Below are 16,364 nucleotides of genomic sequence, written 5' to 3'. Positions count from 1 at the left end.
CCGGCCGAAGCCGTGGTCAAACTCATGCTCTAGCGCAAGGCCTGCAAGGTTTAGAGCGCATTTTCTAAATTCATCTGTTTGAATGCCCTACAGACAGCCCAGTGACGGGCTGTCTTGCGCATTACATGAAAGTCGGGTAACCAATGGGTGTGGCAAGTTCCCTGCATCACCTTGCAGGCAGTCAGAACCCCCGCAGCACCGCTGTTCCTTATCACTGGTCACCCGAGTAGCAGTACCGGGCTCAGGACTGTGCTTCCGGCACAGGCATCCGGTACTCGTCTCAGGACAACGGAGCGTCGTAGATGAGTAACAAGAACAACGATGAGCTGCAGCGGCAGGCCTCGGAAAACACCCTGGGGCTGAACCCGGTCATCGGCATTCGCCGCAAGGACCTGTTGAGCTCGGCACGTACCGTGCTGCGCCAGGCCGTGCGCCAACCGCTGCACAGCGCCAAGCATGTGGCCCACTTCGGCCTGGAGCTGAAAAACGTACTGCTGGGCAAGTCCAGCCTGGCCCCGGAAAGCGACGACCGTCGCTTCAACGACCCGGCCTGGAGCAACAACCCGCTGTACCGCCGCTACCTGCAAACCTACCTGGCCTGGCGCAACGAACTGCAGGACTGGGTCGCCAGCAGCGACCTGTCACCCCAGGACATCAGCCGCGGCCAGTTCGTCATCAACCTGATGACCGAAGCCATGGCCCCGACCAATACCCTGTCCAACCCGGCAGCGGTCAAACGCTTCTTCGAAACGGGTGGCAAAAGCCTGCTCGATGGCCTGTCGAATCTGGCCAAGGACATGGTCAACAACGGCGGCATGCCCAGCCAGGTAAACATGGACGCCTTCGAGGTGGGCAAGAACCTGGGCACCAGCGAAGGTGCCGTGGTGTACCGCAACGACGTGCTGGAGCTGATCCAGTACAGCCCCATCACCGAGCAGGTGCATGCCCGTCCGCTGCTGGTGGTGCCACCGCAGATCAACAAGTTCTACGTGTTCGATCTCAGCCCGGAAAAAAGCCTGGCCCGCTACTGCCTGCGCTCGCAGCAGCAGACGTTCATCATCAGCTGGCGCAACCCGACCAAGGCCCAGCGCGAATGGGGCCTGTCCACCTACATCGACGCGCTCAAGGAGGCTGTCGACGCGGTGCTGGCCATTACCGGCAGCAAGGACCTGAACATGCTCGGTGCATGCTCTGGCGGCATCACCTGCACCGCGCTGGTAGGCCACTACGCCGCAATCGGTGAAAACAAGGTCAACGCCCTGACCTTGCTGGTAAGCGTGCTGGATACCACCATGGATAACCAGGTGGCGCTGTTCGTCGACGAGCAGACCCTGGAAGCCGCCAAGCGCCATTCATACCAGGCCGGCGTGCTCGAAGGCAGCGAGATGGCCAAGGTGTTCGCCTGGATGCGCCCCAACGACCTGATCTGGAACTACTGGGTCAACAACTACCTGCTCGGCAACGAGCCGCCAGTGTTCGACATCCTGTTCTGGAACAACGACACCACGCGCCTGCCGGCCGCCTTCCACGGCGACCTCATCGAAATGTTCAAAAGCAACCCGCTGACGCGCCCGGATGCACTGGAAGTGTGCGGCACCCCGATCGACCTGAAGAACGTGCACTGCGACATTTTCAGCGTTGCCGGCACCTCCGACCACATCACCCCGTGGCAGTCGTGCTACCGCTCGGCGCACCTGTTTGGCGGCAAGATCGAGTTCGTGCTGTCCAACAGCGGCCATATCCAGAGCATCCTCAACCCGCCGGGCAACCCCAAGGCACGCTTCATGACGGGTGCCGACCGCCCGGGCGACCCGGTGGCCTGGCAGGAAAACGCCACCAAGCACGCCGACTCATGGTGGCTGCACTGGCAAAGCTGGCTGGGCGAACGTGCAGGCGAGCTGAAAAAGGCACCTACCCGCCTGGGCAACCGCGCCTATGCCGCTGGCGAAGCCGCACCGGGCACCTACGTTCACGAGCGTTGAGTTGCAGCGCCGTGGCGCCCTGCTGGGCGCCACGGTGTTAACTTCACCCAAGAGTCACGCGCATGCCGCAACCCTATATCTTCAGGACCGTCGAGCTGGACAACCAGTCCATTCGCACCGCCGTCCGGCCAGGCAAGCCACACCTGACACCGTTGCTGATCTTCAACGGCATCGGAGCCAACCTGGAGCTGGTGTTTCCGTTCATCGAAGCACTGGACCCGGACCTGGAAGTCATCGCCTTCGACGTACCCGGGGTCGGCGGGTCGTCCACGCCACGCCACCCGTATCGCTTCCCCGGGCTGGCCAAGCTGACGGCACGCATGCTCGACTACCTCGACTACGGGCAGGTAAATGCCATCGGCGTGTCCTGGGGCGGCGCCCTGGCCCAGCAGTTCGCCCACGACTACCCCGAGCGCTGCAAGAAGCTGGTGCTGGCCGCCACCGCCGCCGGTGCGGTGATGGTGCCGGGCAAGCCGAAAGTGTTGTGGATGATGGCCAGCCCACGGCGCTACGTGCAGCCGTCGCACGTCATCCGCATCGCACCGATGATCTATGGCGGCGGCTTTCGGCGTGACCCCGAGCTGGCCATGCACCATGCGGCCAAGGTGCGCTCCGGCGGCAAGCTGGGCTATTACTGGCAACTGTTCGCCGGGCTTGGCTGGACCAGCATCCACTGGCTGCACAAGATCCAGCAGCCGACCCTGGTGCTGGCCGGCGACGACGACCCGCTGATCCCGCTGGTCAACATGCGCCTGCTGGCCTGGCGGATTCCCAATGCCCAGCTACACATTATCGACGACGGCCATCTGTTTCTGATCACCCGGGCCGAGGCCGTCGCCCCGATCATCATGAAGTTCCTGCAGCAAGAACGACAGCGCGCGGTCATGCACCCACGCCCGGCCTCGGGTTTGTGAGGGCGACGCAAAACCTGTGGGAGCGGGTTTACCCGCGAAAAGCCAACTCGGTGTATGGCACCGGCTTTGCCGGTGTTCGCGGGTAAACCCGCTCTCATAGTGCCAGCGGCTGAAAATGGCTTAGACGAGGGAATGTTGCCATGAAAGAAAAACCGGCCAAAGGATCGACATCGCTCCCCGCCACCCACATGAACGTGCAGAACGCCATCCTCGGCCTGCGCGGCCGCGACCTGCTGTCCACCCTGCGCAATGTCGGCCGCCATGGCCTGCGCCACCCGCTGCATACCGCGCAGCATCTGCTAGCCCTCGGCGGGCAACTGGGGCGGGTAGTGCTGGGCGACACGCCGTACCAGCCAAACCCCCGTGACGCGCGCTTCAGCGACCCCACATGGAGCAGCAACCCGTTCTACCGCCGCAGTCTGCAGGCGTACCTGGCGTGGCAGAAGCAAACCCGCCAGTGGATCGAGGAAAGCCACCTGAGCGACGACGACCGGGCCCGCACGCACTTTCTGTTCAACCTGCTCAACGATGCCCTGGCCCCCAGCAACTCGCTGCTCAACCCGCTGGCCGTCAAGGAGCTGTTCAATACCGGCGGCCAGAGCCTGGTGCGTGGCGTGGCGCACCTGCTTGAAGACCTGCGCCATAACGACGGCCTGCCGCGCCAGGTAGACGAGCGCGCCTTCGAGGTAGGCGGCAACCTGGCGGCAACCCCCGGCGCGGTGGTGTTTCGCAATGAGCTGCTGGAGTTGATCCAGTACAAGCCGATGAGCGAAAAGCAGCACGCACGCCCACTGCTGGTGGTGCCGCCGCAAATCAACAAGTTCTACATCTTCGACCTCAGCGCGAGCAACAGCTTCGTCCAGTACATGCTCAAGAGTGGCCTGCAGGTGTTCATGGTCAGCTGGCGCAACCCTGACCCCCGCCATCGCGAATGGGGGCTGTCGAGCTACGTACAGGCCCTGGAGGAAGCACTCAACGCCTGCCGCAGCATCAGTGGCAACCGCGACCCCAACCTGATGGGTGCCTGTGCTGGCGGCCTGACCATGGCCGCGCTGCAAGGTCACCTGCAGGCCAAGCAGCAGCTGCGTCGGGTACGCAGCGCCACCTACCTTGTCAGCCTGCTGGACAGCAAGTTCGAGAGCCCCGCCAGCCTGTTCGCCGACGAACAGACGATCGAGGCAGCCAAGCGCCGCTCGTACCAGCGTGGCGTGCTGGACGGTGGCGAGGTGGCGCGGATTTTCGCCTGGATGCGGCCCAACGACCTGATCTGGAACTATTGGGTCAACAACTACCTGCTCGGCAAGACACCACCGGCCTTCGACATCCTTTACTGGAACGCCGACAGCACGCGCCTGCCCGCCGCGCTGCATGGCGACCTGCTGGACTTCTTCAAGCTCAACCCCCTCACCTACCCGGCCGGCCTCGAAGTGTGCGGCACGCCCATCGACTTGTCGCAGGTCGACCTCGACAGCTTCACCGTTGCCGGCAGCAATGACCACATCACCCCATGGGACGCGGTGTACCGCTCGTCCCTGCTGCTGGGTGGCGAGCGCCGCTTCATCCTGGCCAACAGCGGGCATATCCAGAGCATCATCAACCCGCCCGGCAATCCCAAAGCCTACTACCTGGCCAACCCCAGGCTTTCCAGCGACCCGCGTGCGTGGTTCCACGACGCCAAGCGTAGCGAAGGCAGCTGGTGGCCATTGTGGCTGGAATGGATCACCCCACGCTCGGGCCCGCTGAAGGCACCCCGCACCGAACTGGGCAACAGCACCTACCCACCGCTGGGCCCCGCGCCAGGCACCTATGTCCTGACCCGATGAGCATGTTCACTGGATGAAGACCCGCGACCGTATCCTCGAATGCGCCCTGCAGCTGTTCAACCAGCAGGGCGAGCCGAACGTATCCACCCTGGAAATTGCCAACGAACTGGGCATCAGCCCAGGCAACCTGTATTACCACTTCCACGGCAAGGAACCCCTGGTGCTAGGGCTTTTCGAGCGCTTTGAAGAGGCGTTGATGCCCTTGCTCGATCCACCGTTGGAGGTTCGCCTGGAGGCTGAGGACTACTGGCTGTTCCTGCACTTGATCGTGGAGCGCATGGCCCAGTACCGGTTTCTGTTCCAGGACCTGTCCAACCTGACTGGCCGCCTGCCGAAACTGGCCCGCGGCATGCGCAGCCTGATCAACGCACTCAAGCGCACGCTTGCGGCATTGCTGGCCAGCCTCAAGGGCCAGGGCCAGGTGGTCAGCGAGACGCAGGCGTTGGGGCAGTTGGTGGAGCAGACCACCATGACCCTGATGTTTTCGCTGGATTACCAGCGGGTGCTGGGGCGCGAAGGGGATGTGGGAATTGTGGTGTATCAGGTGATGATGCTGGTGGCGCCGCATCTGCAACCGCAGGCACGGGCGGCGGCGGAGCAGTTGGCAGTGAAGTATCTGGAGGAGTAGACCTGTCCGGGATGTATTGCCCTTGCCGACGCATTCGCGGGTGAATCGGATCGCCGCACCGCCGCTCCCACAGGCATAGCGTGGTCCTGTGGGAGCGGCGGTGCGGCGATCCGATTCACCCGCGAATAAGGCGAACGCGGTATCAGATCAGGGTACCGGTGCCGGTAGGTGCCGACGGCGTGCTGCTGGCGGGGGCCGCGGCAGGTGCCGGGGCGGCGGTCGCAGCTGGCGCAGCGCTGGCTGCTGGGGCTGCTGGCTTGGCGGCTGCCGGTTTGGCCGGCGCTTTCTTCACAGCTGGTTTCTTCGCTGCCGCTGGCTTGGCCGCTGCAGGCTTGGCTGCCGGCTTCGCAGCAGCGGTTTTGGCTGCTGGTTTTGCCGCTGCAGTTTTAGCCGCAGGTTTTGCCGCGGCAGTTTTTGCCGCTGGCTTGTCAGCTGCCGCCTTGGCCAATGGCTTGGCCGCTGCCTTGCGTGCCGCCGGCTTGGCCGCAGCCGCGCGCGACGAAACGGGCGTAACCGAAGCGCCGGTCAGTTTCTCGATCTGTTTGGTCAGGCTATCCACCTGCTGGTGCAGGGCCTTGATCTCGTTGCGGCTTGGCACACCGAGGCGCGAGATGGCGCTGTTCAGGCGCTTGTCAAAGGCCTCTTCGAGCTCACTCCACTTGCCCAGCGCACGATCTTTCACGCCCGACACACGCGAAGTGGTCGATGATTTGGCGCTGTCGGCTACCTCTTCAGCGGTTTTCTTCGCTTGCTTCTCGGCCTTCTCGCCATCCTTCACCAGCGAGTCGAACAGCTTGGGGCCGTCCTGGTCGACTTTCGAGTAGATACCCAGCCCCGCCAGCCAGATCTTGCGGGAATACTTCTCGATCCCGCCGACCCAGGAGCTGCCTTCTTTGTCGGAATTCTTCTTGCCAGCCATCCTGCTCTCCTTATGGTTTTTGCGCGACACGCTCAAGCAGCTCGTGCAGCTGTTCAAGCTTGATCGACAACGCTTCAACGTCATGTTTAGACGGAATGCCAAGGCGATTCAAGGCGCGACCGACCCGCGCGTCGAAAGCTTTTTCGATTTTATCCAGTTGAACTTCGACCTTGCCGCGTACGCGGCTCACCTCATGGGTGGCTTCGTCGATCTGGTGGTTGGCCGCATCGAGCTCTTTGTCGATGAGTTTCTTGCCACGTTTTTCTACGCCTTCACCGGCTTTCACCAGCTCCTGGAAGTAGTCCGAACCTTCCTGGCCCACCCGCGCGTAAGCGCCGATGCCAGCCAGCCAGATCTTGCGCGCGTAGCCGCGCACCTCGCCCAAGGTGCTCTGGGCGTCGTCCTTTTTCTTCACATTCACTTTGGCCATGCTCTGTACCTCATGCTCATGAGTGGAGGAGAAACCGCCCATGGAGGTTGGGCTTGAGCATAAGGTAAGGCGGGAAATTAGAATCTTCACCCTAAGCATTGCAGCCACTGATCTATCTACCGCCGCGCTGACAAGCATGCGCTCTACCGTCGCCAGCCAAACGACCGGAGCACACTGCATGTCCCACAACCCAGCGGAACCCAGGCCATCGTTCAAACGCCTGGTTGCTTCCCATTTCGCCAAACGACCAGGCCTGCGCGCTGTGGCCGCCAAAGAAGGCTTTGCCGCCCTGACCGGGCGCTATCCCTGGATACGCCAGGGTTACCCACAGCTCGATTCTCTGCAGCCCTTTTACATTCTTCGCGCAGCGTCTGCCCCATGCCCCCTGGTCGACGCACTACTGGCGTGTTTTCTAGGCGCCAGCCCCACAGTGCTGGTGCCTTCCGACCAGGTAAGCCTGGCGCCACCCACAGTTTTTCGCGCTCAGGAACAGGGGGCCGACCCGGCGACCCGGCCTGAAATCAGCTTGAGCATGACCCATCTCGACGGGGACTTCACCGACCTGCTCGGCAGGCTGATCGAGCGTTACCAACAAGCGCTGATCAGTTTCTGGACTGGGCCCAGCGATGCATCAGGGATAACGCCCCTGGAATGGTTGCAGCAGATGCTCAAGGCCGCGTGGCTCGACAAGGTTCATCGTCAGGGCCTGAGTGGGGCAGACAGGTCCATCTTGTATTCGCTGATTGCCAGCAGCGGTGAAAGGCCTGCTGTGCAGGCACTGCAGGTAACATTGCAGCGCGATGGCATCACCCGTCACCAGTCACTTCCCGACCTGCTCATCATCACCGCCCCCGGGCAGCGCGTGCTCTGGTGCAGACCATCGGGCATTGTCCACAGCTACGTCAGCCTGTCGGCATTCGCCACCGCGTTACGCGATGCGCTCGCTGGCCAACAGGTGTTCCAAAGCATGTCCTGGGCATATCAGCCTGTAGAAGGTGACCCTTTCAGCTTTCAGGCCACGCAATTGCTCAACGACACGCTCATGCGCATAGGCCAGGTGCAGGTGGCCAGCCATGACAGCGTCAGTACGCTGGAGAGCACCTTCGACAGGGTCAGCGACCCTTCGAGCTATTTCCTTGACCACGCCTACCTGGCGCCCGACCTTCCAGTGGTCGAACTGCCTGGCTGGCTGGCCCAGGCCAGTAGCACCGAGCGCCTGGACTATTACGCGGCGCTGTTGGAGCTCTCGGCCTGCCAGGCGTTGTCCCAGGGCAAATCGGCGCTGGATGATGTGCAGGACATCCATCGCTATGCAGTCGACAGGCTGCTGCAGAAAATGCCACAGAGGGCCGACGGCAAGCCCCGTTATCACCCAGATCGGGTGATGGTCACATTGTCCGTGCCGATGCAGTACTCCAGTACTGGCCTGGCCCGGCTCGAAATCAGCCGGCATGTGTCGCTCACCGAGCTGATGGTCTCGCGCCTGGACAGCGGCATAGGGGAGTCGGCCACGGGCCTCAGCGACCTGGCTGGCAACGCCCTGGCCGACAAAGACCTGGATCTGGACACTATCGCCCGGTGGATCGGTGAGCTCGACATCGGCGGCAACTACCCCGCGTACCTGGACCACGTTCTGGCCGAGGAACAGGCGACCCTGCAGCGGATACACAATTATGCCCGCGAATGGCGCAGCGGCCTGTTGTTCAGCGCTCTCAAAGCCAGGATTGGCGGCAAACTGGACAGCCGCACCCACCAGACCATCAACGATTTCTGCCACGGCGACAGCGACGATCAGCGCCAACTGACCCTGGCCCCGCTCGCCTTTGCCTTCGCCCCCGGGGCCGCAAAGGACGAGGTGGCCTGCATGTTCCTGATCAAGCTGCACGCAACCGGAAACTGGATGCTATATCGCCCGCTCTACCCCGAAGACCCTGTACGGGTGTTCCCGAGCATTGCGCAGCTGATGGATTGCATTCGTACCGAGCCAGCGCTGGGCCAGAGCATGCTCGACTGGATGAGCGCAGCCGCCAGGGCCAGGTATGCCAACGGTGGCTTCAGCAAACCCCACATTCATCCTGAACTTGAATCACTGGCCTATACCTTCAGCCCCTCCACTGCCGTGGTAACGACCATCCTGAAGAAACTCGAGCAGCCCGCCAGCGCCGCGTTCAGGCCATGGCCAACCAGGCTCGATATCCACATGTTCGAAGCGCGGCTCAATGCCATGCGGCAGCTGGCCTCGCGCCAAAGCGTGTCCAATAGCCAGGAACGCTGGGCAATGCTTGTGCATTTTGCCGCCGTGCTGTTCAACACCGCTTTGACCCTATTGCGTGGACCCGCCGCCACCCTTGCGTGGCTCGTCACCAGCCTGATGGCACTGAAAAACGATATTGACGCGCTATCAAATGGCACCGTTGAACAACGAGCGATGGCCACCGCAGATCTGATCAGTAACGTGGCTATGCTGCTGATCCACACCATAGCGACACCCCGCACGCCTGAACCCCAACTGCCAGAACTCCGGCTGAACGACCCATCGCCTGAGCACAGCGGCGTGGTGCAGGTCCCAGCAGAAAAGCCTCGACCACGAGAGTGGCAGCCCGTGACCGAGCAGGTGCCCACAGCCCTGACGGTGAGGCGCTGGCACGCCAACCAGCGCCTGGGAAACCTGCCACCTGCCTTGTTGCGCACCTTGGGCAGCCTGCGTGCGCGGCACTCACTGGCAAGCGCCATCCTGGAAACCCAGGGACGGCTGCGCGGGCTGTTCAAGCTGCAGGGGCGCCATTACGTGAAGCTGCAGGACGATGCCTATGAAGTACAGGAAGAATGGAACGGCATGCGCATCATCGGCCCAGACCAGAGCCAAGGCCCCTGGAGCAGTGAATGGGGAGGCGAGCGGGACGGTTACTACATCGTCGGGCGCGAGCGCCGCAAAGGCCCATGGCTGACCCGCTGGAACGAAGAGTGGGTCATTGACCTGCACCTGCCCGGTGGAATGCCCAAAAGCGCGCGGCAGCTGGCGGCTGAAAATGATGCAGCGTTCCAGGCCGCGATCGTCGAACAGGTCGCCGACAGCAACAGCCTGGCCCGGCTTGCGGAACAGGCAGTGCGCAAACGCCTGGCGCTCGATCCGTTTGACCGCCAACTGCTGTTGTTCGAAAGCACTTACCAGTCACAACTCGGCCTGTTACGTACCGACCCCGGCAACCTGCCCGAAGACATGCAACAAAGCTATGACGCTCTTGGCACCTTGCGCTCGGAGATTCTCCTGGACCTGCAGCTGAGCGCGCGCTGTCATGAAGAGTCGGCACGGCTGATGACCCGCATGCTCCAACGCTGCGAAGCGCTCGCTGAGCCTCGGTTTGCCAAGCTTGCGCTGGTGAAGGAACAGTTCGATGCGCAGACTGGCCGTGTAGTGAAACAATCTGCACCCTGGCAGGCAGACAACCAGCGTACCCGGGGTGACCTGGCCTACAAGCTCATCAAGAACGACACTATTTTGTTCCTGAGGCTGCGCCAGCTGGCAGACCATCGCGAAATCGAGCGACAGAATGCCCTGCTTCCTTCAGGTCCTCTGGACGCGCAACAGCTGCAGCAATACACCGCAGTGCGCGGCCGCTATCGCGATGTTCTCGCTATCGACCGACGTATCCTCGAGGCCAGCCTGCGCCTTGACCGCAATACCCTGGCCACCCTCAACGATGCGAAAATCCAGTTTGCGGACAAGGAAAACCAGATTCGAAAGTTGATCGAGATGCGCCCCTGTTCCTCAGTCCTGTTGCGCAGGCAGGTCATCGGCGACCTGTACCAGTTGACGTTCGACCGTGCATTGTCGACCGACGTCGATGGCGACGCGTTGCGCTTGATGCACGCCGAGCTGTTCAACGACGACTTTCGGACAGCAGCGATCAGCCATGAACTGTTGGCAGGTAGCGACCTTTCGCTTGCCGACCAGGCTGAAATCCTCAACTACGCCCTGCGCCAGTACGAGCGCGCGACAGGCATTGCCAGGTATCTGCAACTGTGGGAAGACCCGGCGCTGGACATGCCGATGCTGGACGCCTATATCGCTGAAGTGGGCGCCCTCAAGCAGGTCGCAGAAAGCAATCTGAGTACAGTATTGAGCGACAGCCAGCTACCTGACCCGCCTGCGCCGCGGCAGGTGGCTCACCGCATACGCCCGGGGCGCCGCAAGTTGATAAGGACGTCAAGAGGCAGGGCAGTACTGGGCGATGAGGTCGAGGGGTCCAGCCAGATGGCTCAGCATGATCCAGACAGCGGCCAGGTGTTGCAGGTGTACGAGCAACGGGAAGGGCTTTATGACGACACCCCTGCCCCCCAGGCCGGGCCTCGCAACTACCGGGCAATGCGTGAGCGTGCTACATCCTTGATGGGGGGAACGACACGTCTTGAGATTACCGCTCGCCAGTATGTAAGCAGCGATGAACCGAACGGTCTGGCAGACCTCATGGACGGTTTCATCGACAATCTGGACGAGCTGGCGTCCGGGCTCGGCACCAGCCACCAGGACCAAGCGATGACTGCTCGTCTAGGCGAGACCAGCGCCGCGCTGCGCACACTCAAAAACGAACTGCTGACAGTAACCTACCTGAATACTCGCCACCCCGGGAGCGATGCACTGAACTACCTGCACCGGGCAGGCAAGATCATCATCCAGCCAGGCCGGGTGAGAAAACGCCTGCGGGCCGGTGACTTCCTGGATGTCTACACGATCCGCAGGGCAGATCTGCCAGAGGAAACCCTGTGGGAGGCACATTTCCACTATGCCCGTGCAGACGCGGGCTCGCACGATTTCAGCAAAGGCCACCTGAAATTCCCCGAGCCCCTCGGGCTGAGCCGCAGCGCCCGCCTGGAAGCGGCAAGCAGTGCCACCGAGCGAGCCAACGTGTACCGGGGTGACCTCAAACTGGCACAGGTCGAGGGCGTGATACCGTTTCCTGCCTCCTGAAGCCCGATTGGCAGCGCTGCCTGCTCGGCCATCGGCAGGCAGCCCGACTCAGGCCAGGGCCTTGTCCAGCGCGCGCTCGATCTCACCCTTGATGGTGCCGCTCATCATCGACAGCATCATGCCAAGCTTCAGTTCCACGCGAATGCTGTCATCGCCAATGTGCACGCTGCCGTTGGCGCCGCTGCGCGCCACATCGACGCGATCACCGTTCCAGGTGGCCTTCAGGTCGTATTCGCGGCTGAGTTTGTCGACCAGCGCTTCGGCCTTGGCACGGGCGGCCTCGCGGCCGAGTGAGTGTTTGCGTTCGACGCTGATCTGGGTCATGCGGGCATTCCTGAAGATGTAGACATAATTGGCATTATGCCCGCCCCTGCCCACTGGCACACCCCGCCAAGACAAATCTGCCTGTTCGCCCTAGAATGGCGGTAATTTTTTCCGGTGAAGCGATATGAACGACCAGCGCAAAGGCGAACACGCCGAACCCACCACCCATTTCGGCTACCAGGACGTCCCTGAAAGCCAGAAGGCGAAAAAAGTCGCCGAAGTATTCCACTCGGTGGCCGCCAAGTACGACCTTATGAACGATGTGCTGTCCGGCGGCATGCACCGCCTGTGGAAGCGCTTTACCATCGAGCTGTCGGGTGTGCGCAGCGGCAACCGCGTGCTCGACATCGCCGGTGGGACCGGCGACCTGGCCGCCAAGTTCTCGCGCCTTGTCGGCCCTACCGGGCAAGTGGTGCTGGCCGACATCAACGAGTCGATGCTAAAGGTTGGCCGTGACCGCCTGCTCGACCGTGGCGTGGCCGGCAACATCGAGTTCGTCCAGGCCGACGCCGAGAAGCTGCCGTTCCCGGACAACCACTTCGACTGCGTGACCATCGCCTTCGGCCTGCGCAACGTCACCCACAAGGACCAGGCCATCCGCTCGATGCTGCGCGTGCTCAAGCCCGGTGGCCGGCTGTTGATCCTGGAATTCTCCAAGCCGACCAGCAAGCTGATGTCCAAGGCCTACGATGCCTACTCGTTCGCCTTCATGCCGCTGGCCGGCAAGCTGATCACCAACGACTCCGAAAGCTACCGTTACCTGGCCGAATCGATCCGCATGCACCCTGACCAGGAAACGCTGAAGAGCATGATGGTCGAGGCCGGCTTCGACCGCGTCACCTACCACAACATGACCAGCGGCATCGTAGCCGTGCACCGGGGGATCAAACCCTGATGCTGCTGGCCGGGCTGCTCGCCAGCGTCGAACATGGCCTGAACCGGGTCTTGCGCATGGACAGCACGGCCCTGCCGCGGCTGGCTGCGCTGGAAGGCAAGGTCATAGAGATCGACTGCCGCCAACCGGCCCTGCAGGTGTTCATCCTGCCCGATGAAGAGGGCCTGATGCTCGCCGCCCACTGGCAAGGCGAGGTTGATTGCAGCCTGCGCGCCCCGGCCAGCAGCCTGGCGCAACTGGCCCTGGCCAGCGACAAGACCGCTGTGCTGCACAGCCCGCAGGTCGAACTGCACGGCGACAGCGCCGTATTGCTCGACCTGTTCGGCGTGCTGCAAGACCTGGAACTGGACTGGGAGCACGAACTGCAGCGCTGGCTCGGCCCGGTGGCCACGGCGCTGCTGGCCGGCCATGTCCGCCTGCGCGCACGCTGGACCCGTCAGGGCCTGGCGCGCTTCAGCCGCAACCTGTCCGACTACCTGGCCGAAGAGTCCCGCACCCTGGTCGGCAAGCGCGAAGCCGAAGCCGCCTTCAGCGAACTCGACGCCCTGAAGCTTGATACCGAACGCCTCGAGGCGCGCCTGCAGCGCCTTTCCCGATCCCTTGATACCAGCGATAACGCATGAAGCTGCTCGCCGTCCGCCGTCTTTTTCGCATCCAGCGTGTGGTGATCCGCTACCGTCTCGATGACCTGCTGTTCGACCTGCCGCTGCCTTGGTGGCTGATGAGTCTGCGCCTGCTGATGCCATGGCGCTGGCTGCCTCGCAAACCGTCCGAGCTCAATCGCGGCGCACGCCTGCGCCTGGCGCTGCAGGACCTGGGGCCGATCTTCATCAAGTTCGGCCAGTTGCTGTCTACCCGGCGCGACCTGCTGCCCAACGACATCGCCGACGAGTTGATGCTGCTGCAGGACCGCGTACCGCCGTTCGACCCCAAGCAGGCCGTGGCGCTGATCGAGGCACAACTGGGCGCCCCGGTGGCGCAGCTGTTCAGCCGCTTCGACGTGGAGCCGCTGGCCTCGGCCTCGGTGGCCCAGGTGCATGCCGCACGCCTGAAAACCGGCGAAGAGGTGGTGGTAAAGGTGGTGCGCCCAGGCCTGAAGCCGGTAATCGCCCAGGACCTCGCCTGGCTGTTCCTGATCGCCAAGGCCGCCGAACGCGCCTCGGCCGACGCCCGCCGTCTGCACCCGGTGGAAATCGTCGGCGACTACGAAAAGACCATCTACGACGAGCTCGACCTGCTGCGCGAGGCGGCCAACGCCAGCCAGCTGCGGCGCAACTTCGAAGGCTCCGAGCTGATGTACGTGCCTCAGGTGTACTGGGACCTGTGCCGGCCCAAGGTGCTGGTCATGGAGCGCATCTACGGCGTACCGGTGACCGACATGGCGACCCTGGCCGACCAGCGCACCGACATGAAGCTGCTGGCCGAACGCGGCGTGGAGGTGTTCTTCACCCAGGTGTTCCGCGACAGTTTCTTCCATGCCGACATGCACCCCGGCAACATCTTCGTCAGCACGGTCAAACCCTGGAGCCCGCAGTACATCGCCATCGACTGCGGCATCGTCGGCAGCCTCACCTCGGAAGACCAGGACTACCTGGCGCGCAACCTGATTGCCTTCTTCAAGCGTGACTATCGCCGCGTTGCCCAGCTGCACATCGACTCGGGCTGGGTACCGGCGCACACCAAGGTCAACGAGTTCGAGGCAGCGATCCGCACTGTCTGCGAGCCGATCTTCGAAAAACCGTTAAAGGATATTTCCTTCGGCCAGGTGCTGATGCGCCTGTTCCAGACCGCGCGGCGCTTCAATATGGAAGTGCAGCCGCAGCTGGTGCTGCTGCAGAAGACCCTGCTCAACATCGAAGGCCTGGGCCGCCAGCTGTACCCCGACCTGGACCTGTGGAGTACCGCCAAGCCATTTCTCGAGCGCTGGATGCGCGAGCGCATGAGCCCCAAGGCCGTGCTGGGCAATGTCTATAGCCAGGCCGAACAGCTGCCGCATCTGGCGGGCATGGCCCGCGACCTGCTTGAGCGCCTGTCGCAACCGCACCTGCAAGACCCGCAGATGCCGGAACGGCGCCGCCAGGGCGACCGCCGGGCGCTGCGCCTGCTCGGCGCCGGCCTGCTGGGCGGGGGTGCGGTACTGGCTGCCGGCGCCGCCGAAGCCGCCAGCCTGGCCGCCCCGGCTGCCTGGCCGGCCTGGCTGATGCTGGCTGCGGGCCTTTACCTGATTGTGCGCCAATAGCCAGCCGCGCCTGCGGCTGGCACACTAGCGCAAAGGGCCCGGCACAGGAGCGGGCCCGTTTTGGAGTCGACGATGAAAGACTGGCTGGACGAGATCAAGTGGAACAGCGACGGCCTGGTACCGGCTATCGCCCAGGACCACAAGACCGGACGCGTGCTGATGATGGCCTGGATGAACCGCGAATCGCTGGCCCTGACCGCCGCCGAGCAACGCGCCATCTACTGGTCACGGTCGCGTGGCAAGCTGTGGCGCAAAGGCGAAGAATCGGGCCATGTGCAGAAACTGCACGAAATGCGCCTGGACTGCGACGCCGACGTGATCATCCTGATGGTCGAGCAACTGGGCCATATCGCCTGCCATACCGGCCGTGAAAGCTGCTTCTACCGGGTTTTCGAAAACGGCCAGTGGAACACCGTCGACCCGGTCCTGAAGGACCCGGATGCCATCTACAGCGCAGGACACTGACATGAGCGACACCCTCGACCGCCTGGCCGAAGTGCTTGAAGAACGCAAGCAAGCGGCCCCTGACAGCTCCTACGTGGCCAGCCTGTACCACAAGGGCCTGAACAAGATTCTGGAAAAACTCGGCGAAGAGTCGATCGAGACGATCATTGCCGCCAAGGATGCCGCCGTCAGCAAGGATTACAGCGATGTCATCTATGAAACCGCCGACCTGTGGTTTCATAGCCTGGTGATGCTCAGCGCACTGGGCCAGCATCCGCAAGCCGTGCTCGATGAACTGGACCGCCGCTTTGGCTTGTCCGGTCATGATGAGAAGGCCGCACGAACGCCTTCTGCCTGATGTATTTTCGGGGCGTGCTGCGCGCCCCTGTGGGAGCGGGTTCACCCGCGAAGCTTGCAACGCGATATATGGCACCGGCTGCGCCGGTGTTCGCGGGTGAACCCGCTCCCACAAGGTTTGCAATGCAGCCCGGATAGGGCCAACACACAATATTCAGGAGTACGAAATGGGTATTTTTGACTGGAAACACTGGATCGTCCTGCTGGTCGTCGTGGTCCTGGTGTTCGGCACCAAGAAGCTGAAGAACTTCGGCAGTGACCTGGGCGAATCGATCAAGGGCTTCCGCAAGGCCATGAACGAAGAAGAGAACAAGCCGGCCGAGCAAACCCCGCCGCCCGCCCAGCCTGTGCCTCCGGTGCAGAACACTGCGCAACAGGCCCAAGGGCACACCATCGATGGCCAGGCCCAACCGGTCCAAGAGCCGCAGCGGAAAGACTGA

14 protein-coding genes are annotated in these 16,364 nt (G+C 62.8%); 11 read left to right on the top strand and 3 right to left on the bottom strand.

The features are described 5' to 3' along the window. The first annotated feature begins 302 nt into the window (after window positions 1-302). The 4 genes from phaC (HP547_RS02845) to HP547_RS02830 all read left to right on the top strand — a co-directional run bounded on the left by phaC (HP547_RS02845) (window position 303) and on the right by HP547_RS02830 (window position 5,347). Complete coding sequence (phaC, locus tag HP547_RS02845; RefSeq protein ID WP_172220110.1) at window positions 303-1,982, top strand: class II poly(R)-hydroxyalkanoic acid synthase; 1,680 nt, start codon at window positions 303-305, stop codon at window positions 1,980-1,982. Between the two features lie 62 nt (window positions 1,983-2,044). Beyond that, a complete protein-coding gene (gene phaZ, locus HP547_RS02840) occupies window positions 2,045-2,896 on the top strand; it encodes a poly(3-hydroxyalkanoate) depolymerase (protein WP_172220113.1) in 852 nt (283 codons plus the stop codon). Window positions 2,897-3,036: 140 nt separating this feature from the next. Then, window positions 3,037-4,719: a class II poly(R)-hydroxyalkanoic acid synthase gene (phaC, locus tag HP547_RS02835; protein ID WP_172285452.1), complete on the top strand. Its 1,683-nt coding sequence runs from the start codon at window positions 3,037-3,039 to the stop codon at window positions 4,717-4,719. Window positions 4,720-4,732: 13 nt separating this feature from the next. Then, window positions 4,733-5,347 carry a TetR/AcrR family transcriptional regulator gene (locus HP547_RS02830; protein WP_172285451.1) on the top strand — a complete coding sequence of 205 codons (615 nt, stop codon included), beginning with the start codon at window positions 4,733-4,735 and terminating at the stop codon, window positions 5,345-5,347. A gap of 142 nt (window positions 5,348-5,489) precedes the next feature. Here the strand turns inward: HP547_RS02830 and HP547_RS02825 are convergent, their stop codons facing one another. Together HP547_RS02825 and HP547_RS02820 are read right to left on the bottom strand one after the other, a co-directional pair. Continuing rightward, a complete protein-coding gene (locus HP547_RS02825; RefSeq protein ID WP_172220123.1) occupies window positions 5,490-6,266 on the bottom strand; it encodes a phasin family protein in 777 nt (258 codons plus the stop codon). A 10-nt stretch (window positions 6,267-6,276) separates the two neighbouring features. Further along, window positions 6,277-6,696 (bottom strand): phasin family protein, encoded by a 420-nt coding sequence (locus tag HP547_RS02820; RefSeq protein WP_172285450.1) that lies wholly within the window; start codon window positions 6,694-6,696, stop codon window positions 6,277-6,279. A gap of 532 nt (window positions 6,697-7,228) precedes the next feature. Between HP547_RS02820 and HP547_RS02815 the strand changes: the two genes are divergently transcribed. Further along, window positions 7,229-11,665, top strand: coding sequence for a DUF6543 domain-containing protein (locus HP547_RS02815; RefSeq protein ID WP_172285449.1), 4,437 nt, complete (start codon window positions 7,229-7,231; stop codon window positions 11,663-11,665). Between the two features lie 48 nt (window positions 11,666-11,713). Here the strand turns inward: HP547_RS02815 and HP547_RS02810 are convergent, their stop codons facing one another. Next, the gene (locus tag HP547_RS02810; protein WP_033701930.1) at window positions 11,714-11,989 is read right to left on the bottom strand and encodes a polyhydroxyalkanoic acid system family protein; all 276 of its coding nucleotides are present in this window, start codon (window positions 11,987-11,989) and stop codon (window positions 11,714-11,716) included. Window positions 11,990-12,113: 124 nt separating this feature from the next. Between HP547_RS02810 and ubiE the strand changes: the two genes are divergently transcribed. The 6 genes from ubiE (at window position 12,114) to HP547_RS02780 (ending at window position 16,364) form a co-directional block, all read left to right on the top strand. Continuing rightward, window positions 12,114-12,884, top strand: a complete 771-nt coding sequence (ubiE, locus tag HP547_RS02805) for a bifunctional demethylmenaquinone methyltransferase/2-methoxy-6-polyprenyl-1,4-benzoquinol methylase UbiE (protein ID WP_172220132.1) — start codon at window positions 12,114-12,116, stop codon at window positions 12,882-12,884. After that, entirely contained in the window at window positions 12,884-13,507 is a 624-nt protein-coding gene (locus HP547_RS02800; RefSeq protein WP_172285448.1) for an SCP2 domain-containing protein, read from the top strand. The genes ubiE and HP547_RS02800 overlap by 1 nt, the downstream gene beginning before the upstream one ends. Then, window positions 13,504-15,123 carry a ubiquinone biosynthesis regulatory protein kinase UbiB gene (gene ubiB, locus HP547_RS02795; protein WP_172220138.1) on the top strand — a complete coding sequence of 540 codons (1,620 nt, stop codon included), beginning with the start codon at window positions 13,504-13,506 and terminating at the stop codon, window positions 15,121-15,123. The genes HP547_RS02800 and ubiB overlap by 4 nt, the downstream gene beginning before the upstream one ends. Window positions 15,124-15,195: 72 nt before the next feature. Beyond that, window positions 15,196-15,588, top strand: a complete 393-nt coding sequence (gene hisI, locus HP547_RS02790) for a phosphoribosyl-AMP cyclohydrolase (protein ID WP_172220141.1) — start codon at window positions 15,196-15,198, stop codon at window positions 15,586-15,588. A gap of 1 nt (window position 15,589) precedes the next feature. Further along, window positions 15,590-15,925, top strand: a complete 336-nt coding sequence (locus HP547_RS02785) for a phosphoribosyl-ATP diphosphatase (protein ID WP_172220144.1) — start codon at window positions 15,590-15,592, stop codon at window positions 15,923-15,925. A 166-nt stretch (window positions 15,926-16,091) separates the two neighbouring features. Continuing rightward, the gene (locus HP547_RS02780; protein WP_172220147.1) at window positions 16,092-16,364 is read left to right on the top strand and encodes a twin-arginine translocase TatA/TatE family subunit; all 273 of its coding nucleotides are present in this window, start codon (window positions 16,092-16,094) and stop codon (window positions 16,362-16,364) included.

It is taken from the genome of Pseudomonas sp. CM27, assembly GCF_013179515.1.
Classification (GTDB): domain Bacteria; phylum Pseudomonadota; class Gammaproteobacteria; order Pseudomonadales; family Pseudomonadaceae; genus Aquipseudomonas.
This window is presented reverse-complemented; position numbering and strand designations above follow the sequence as displayed.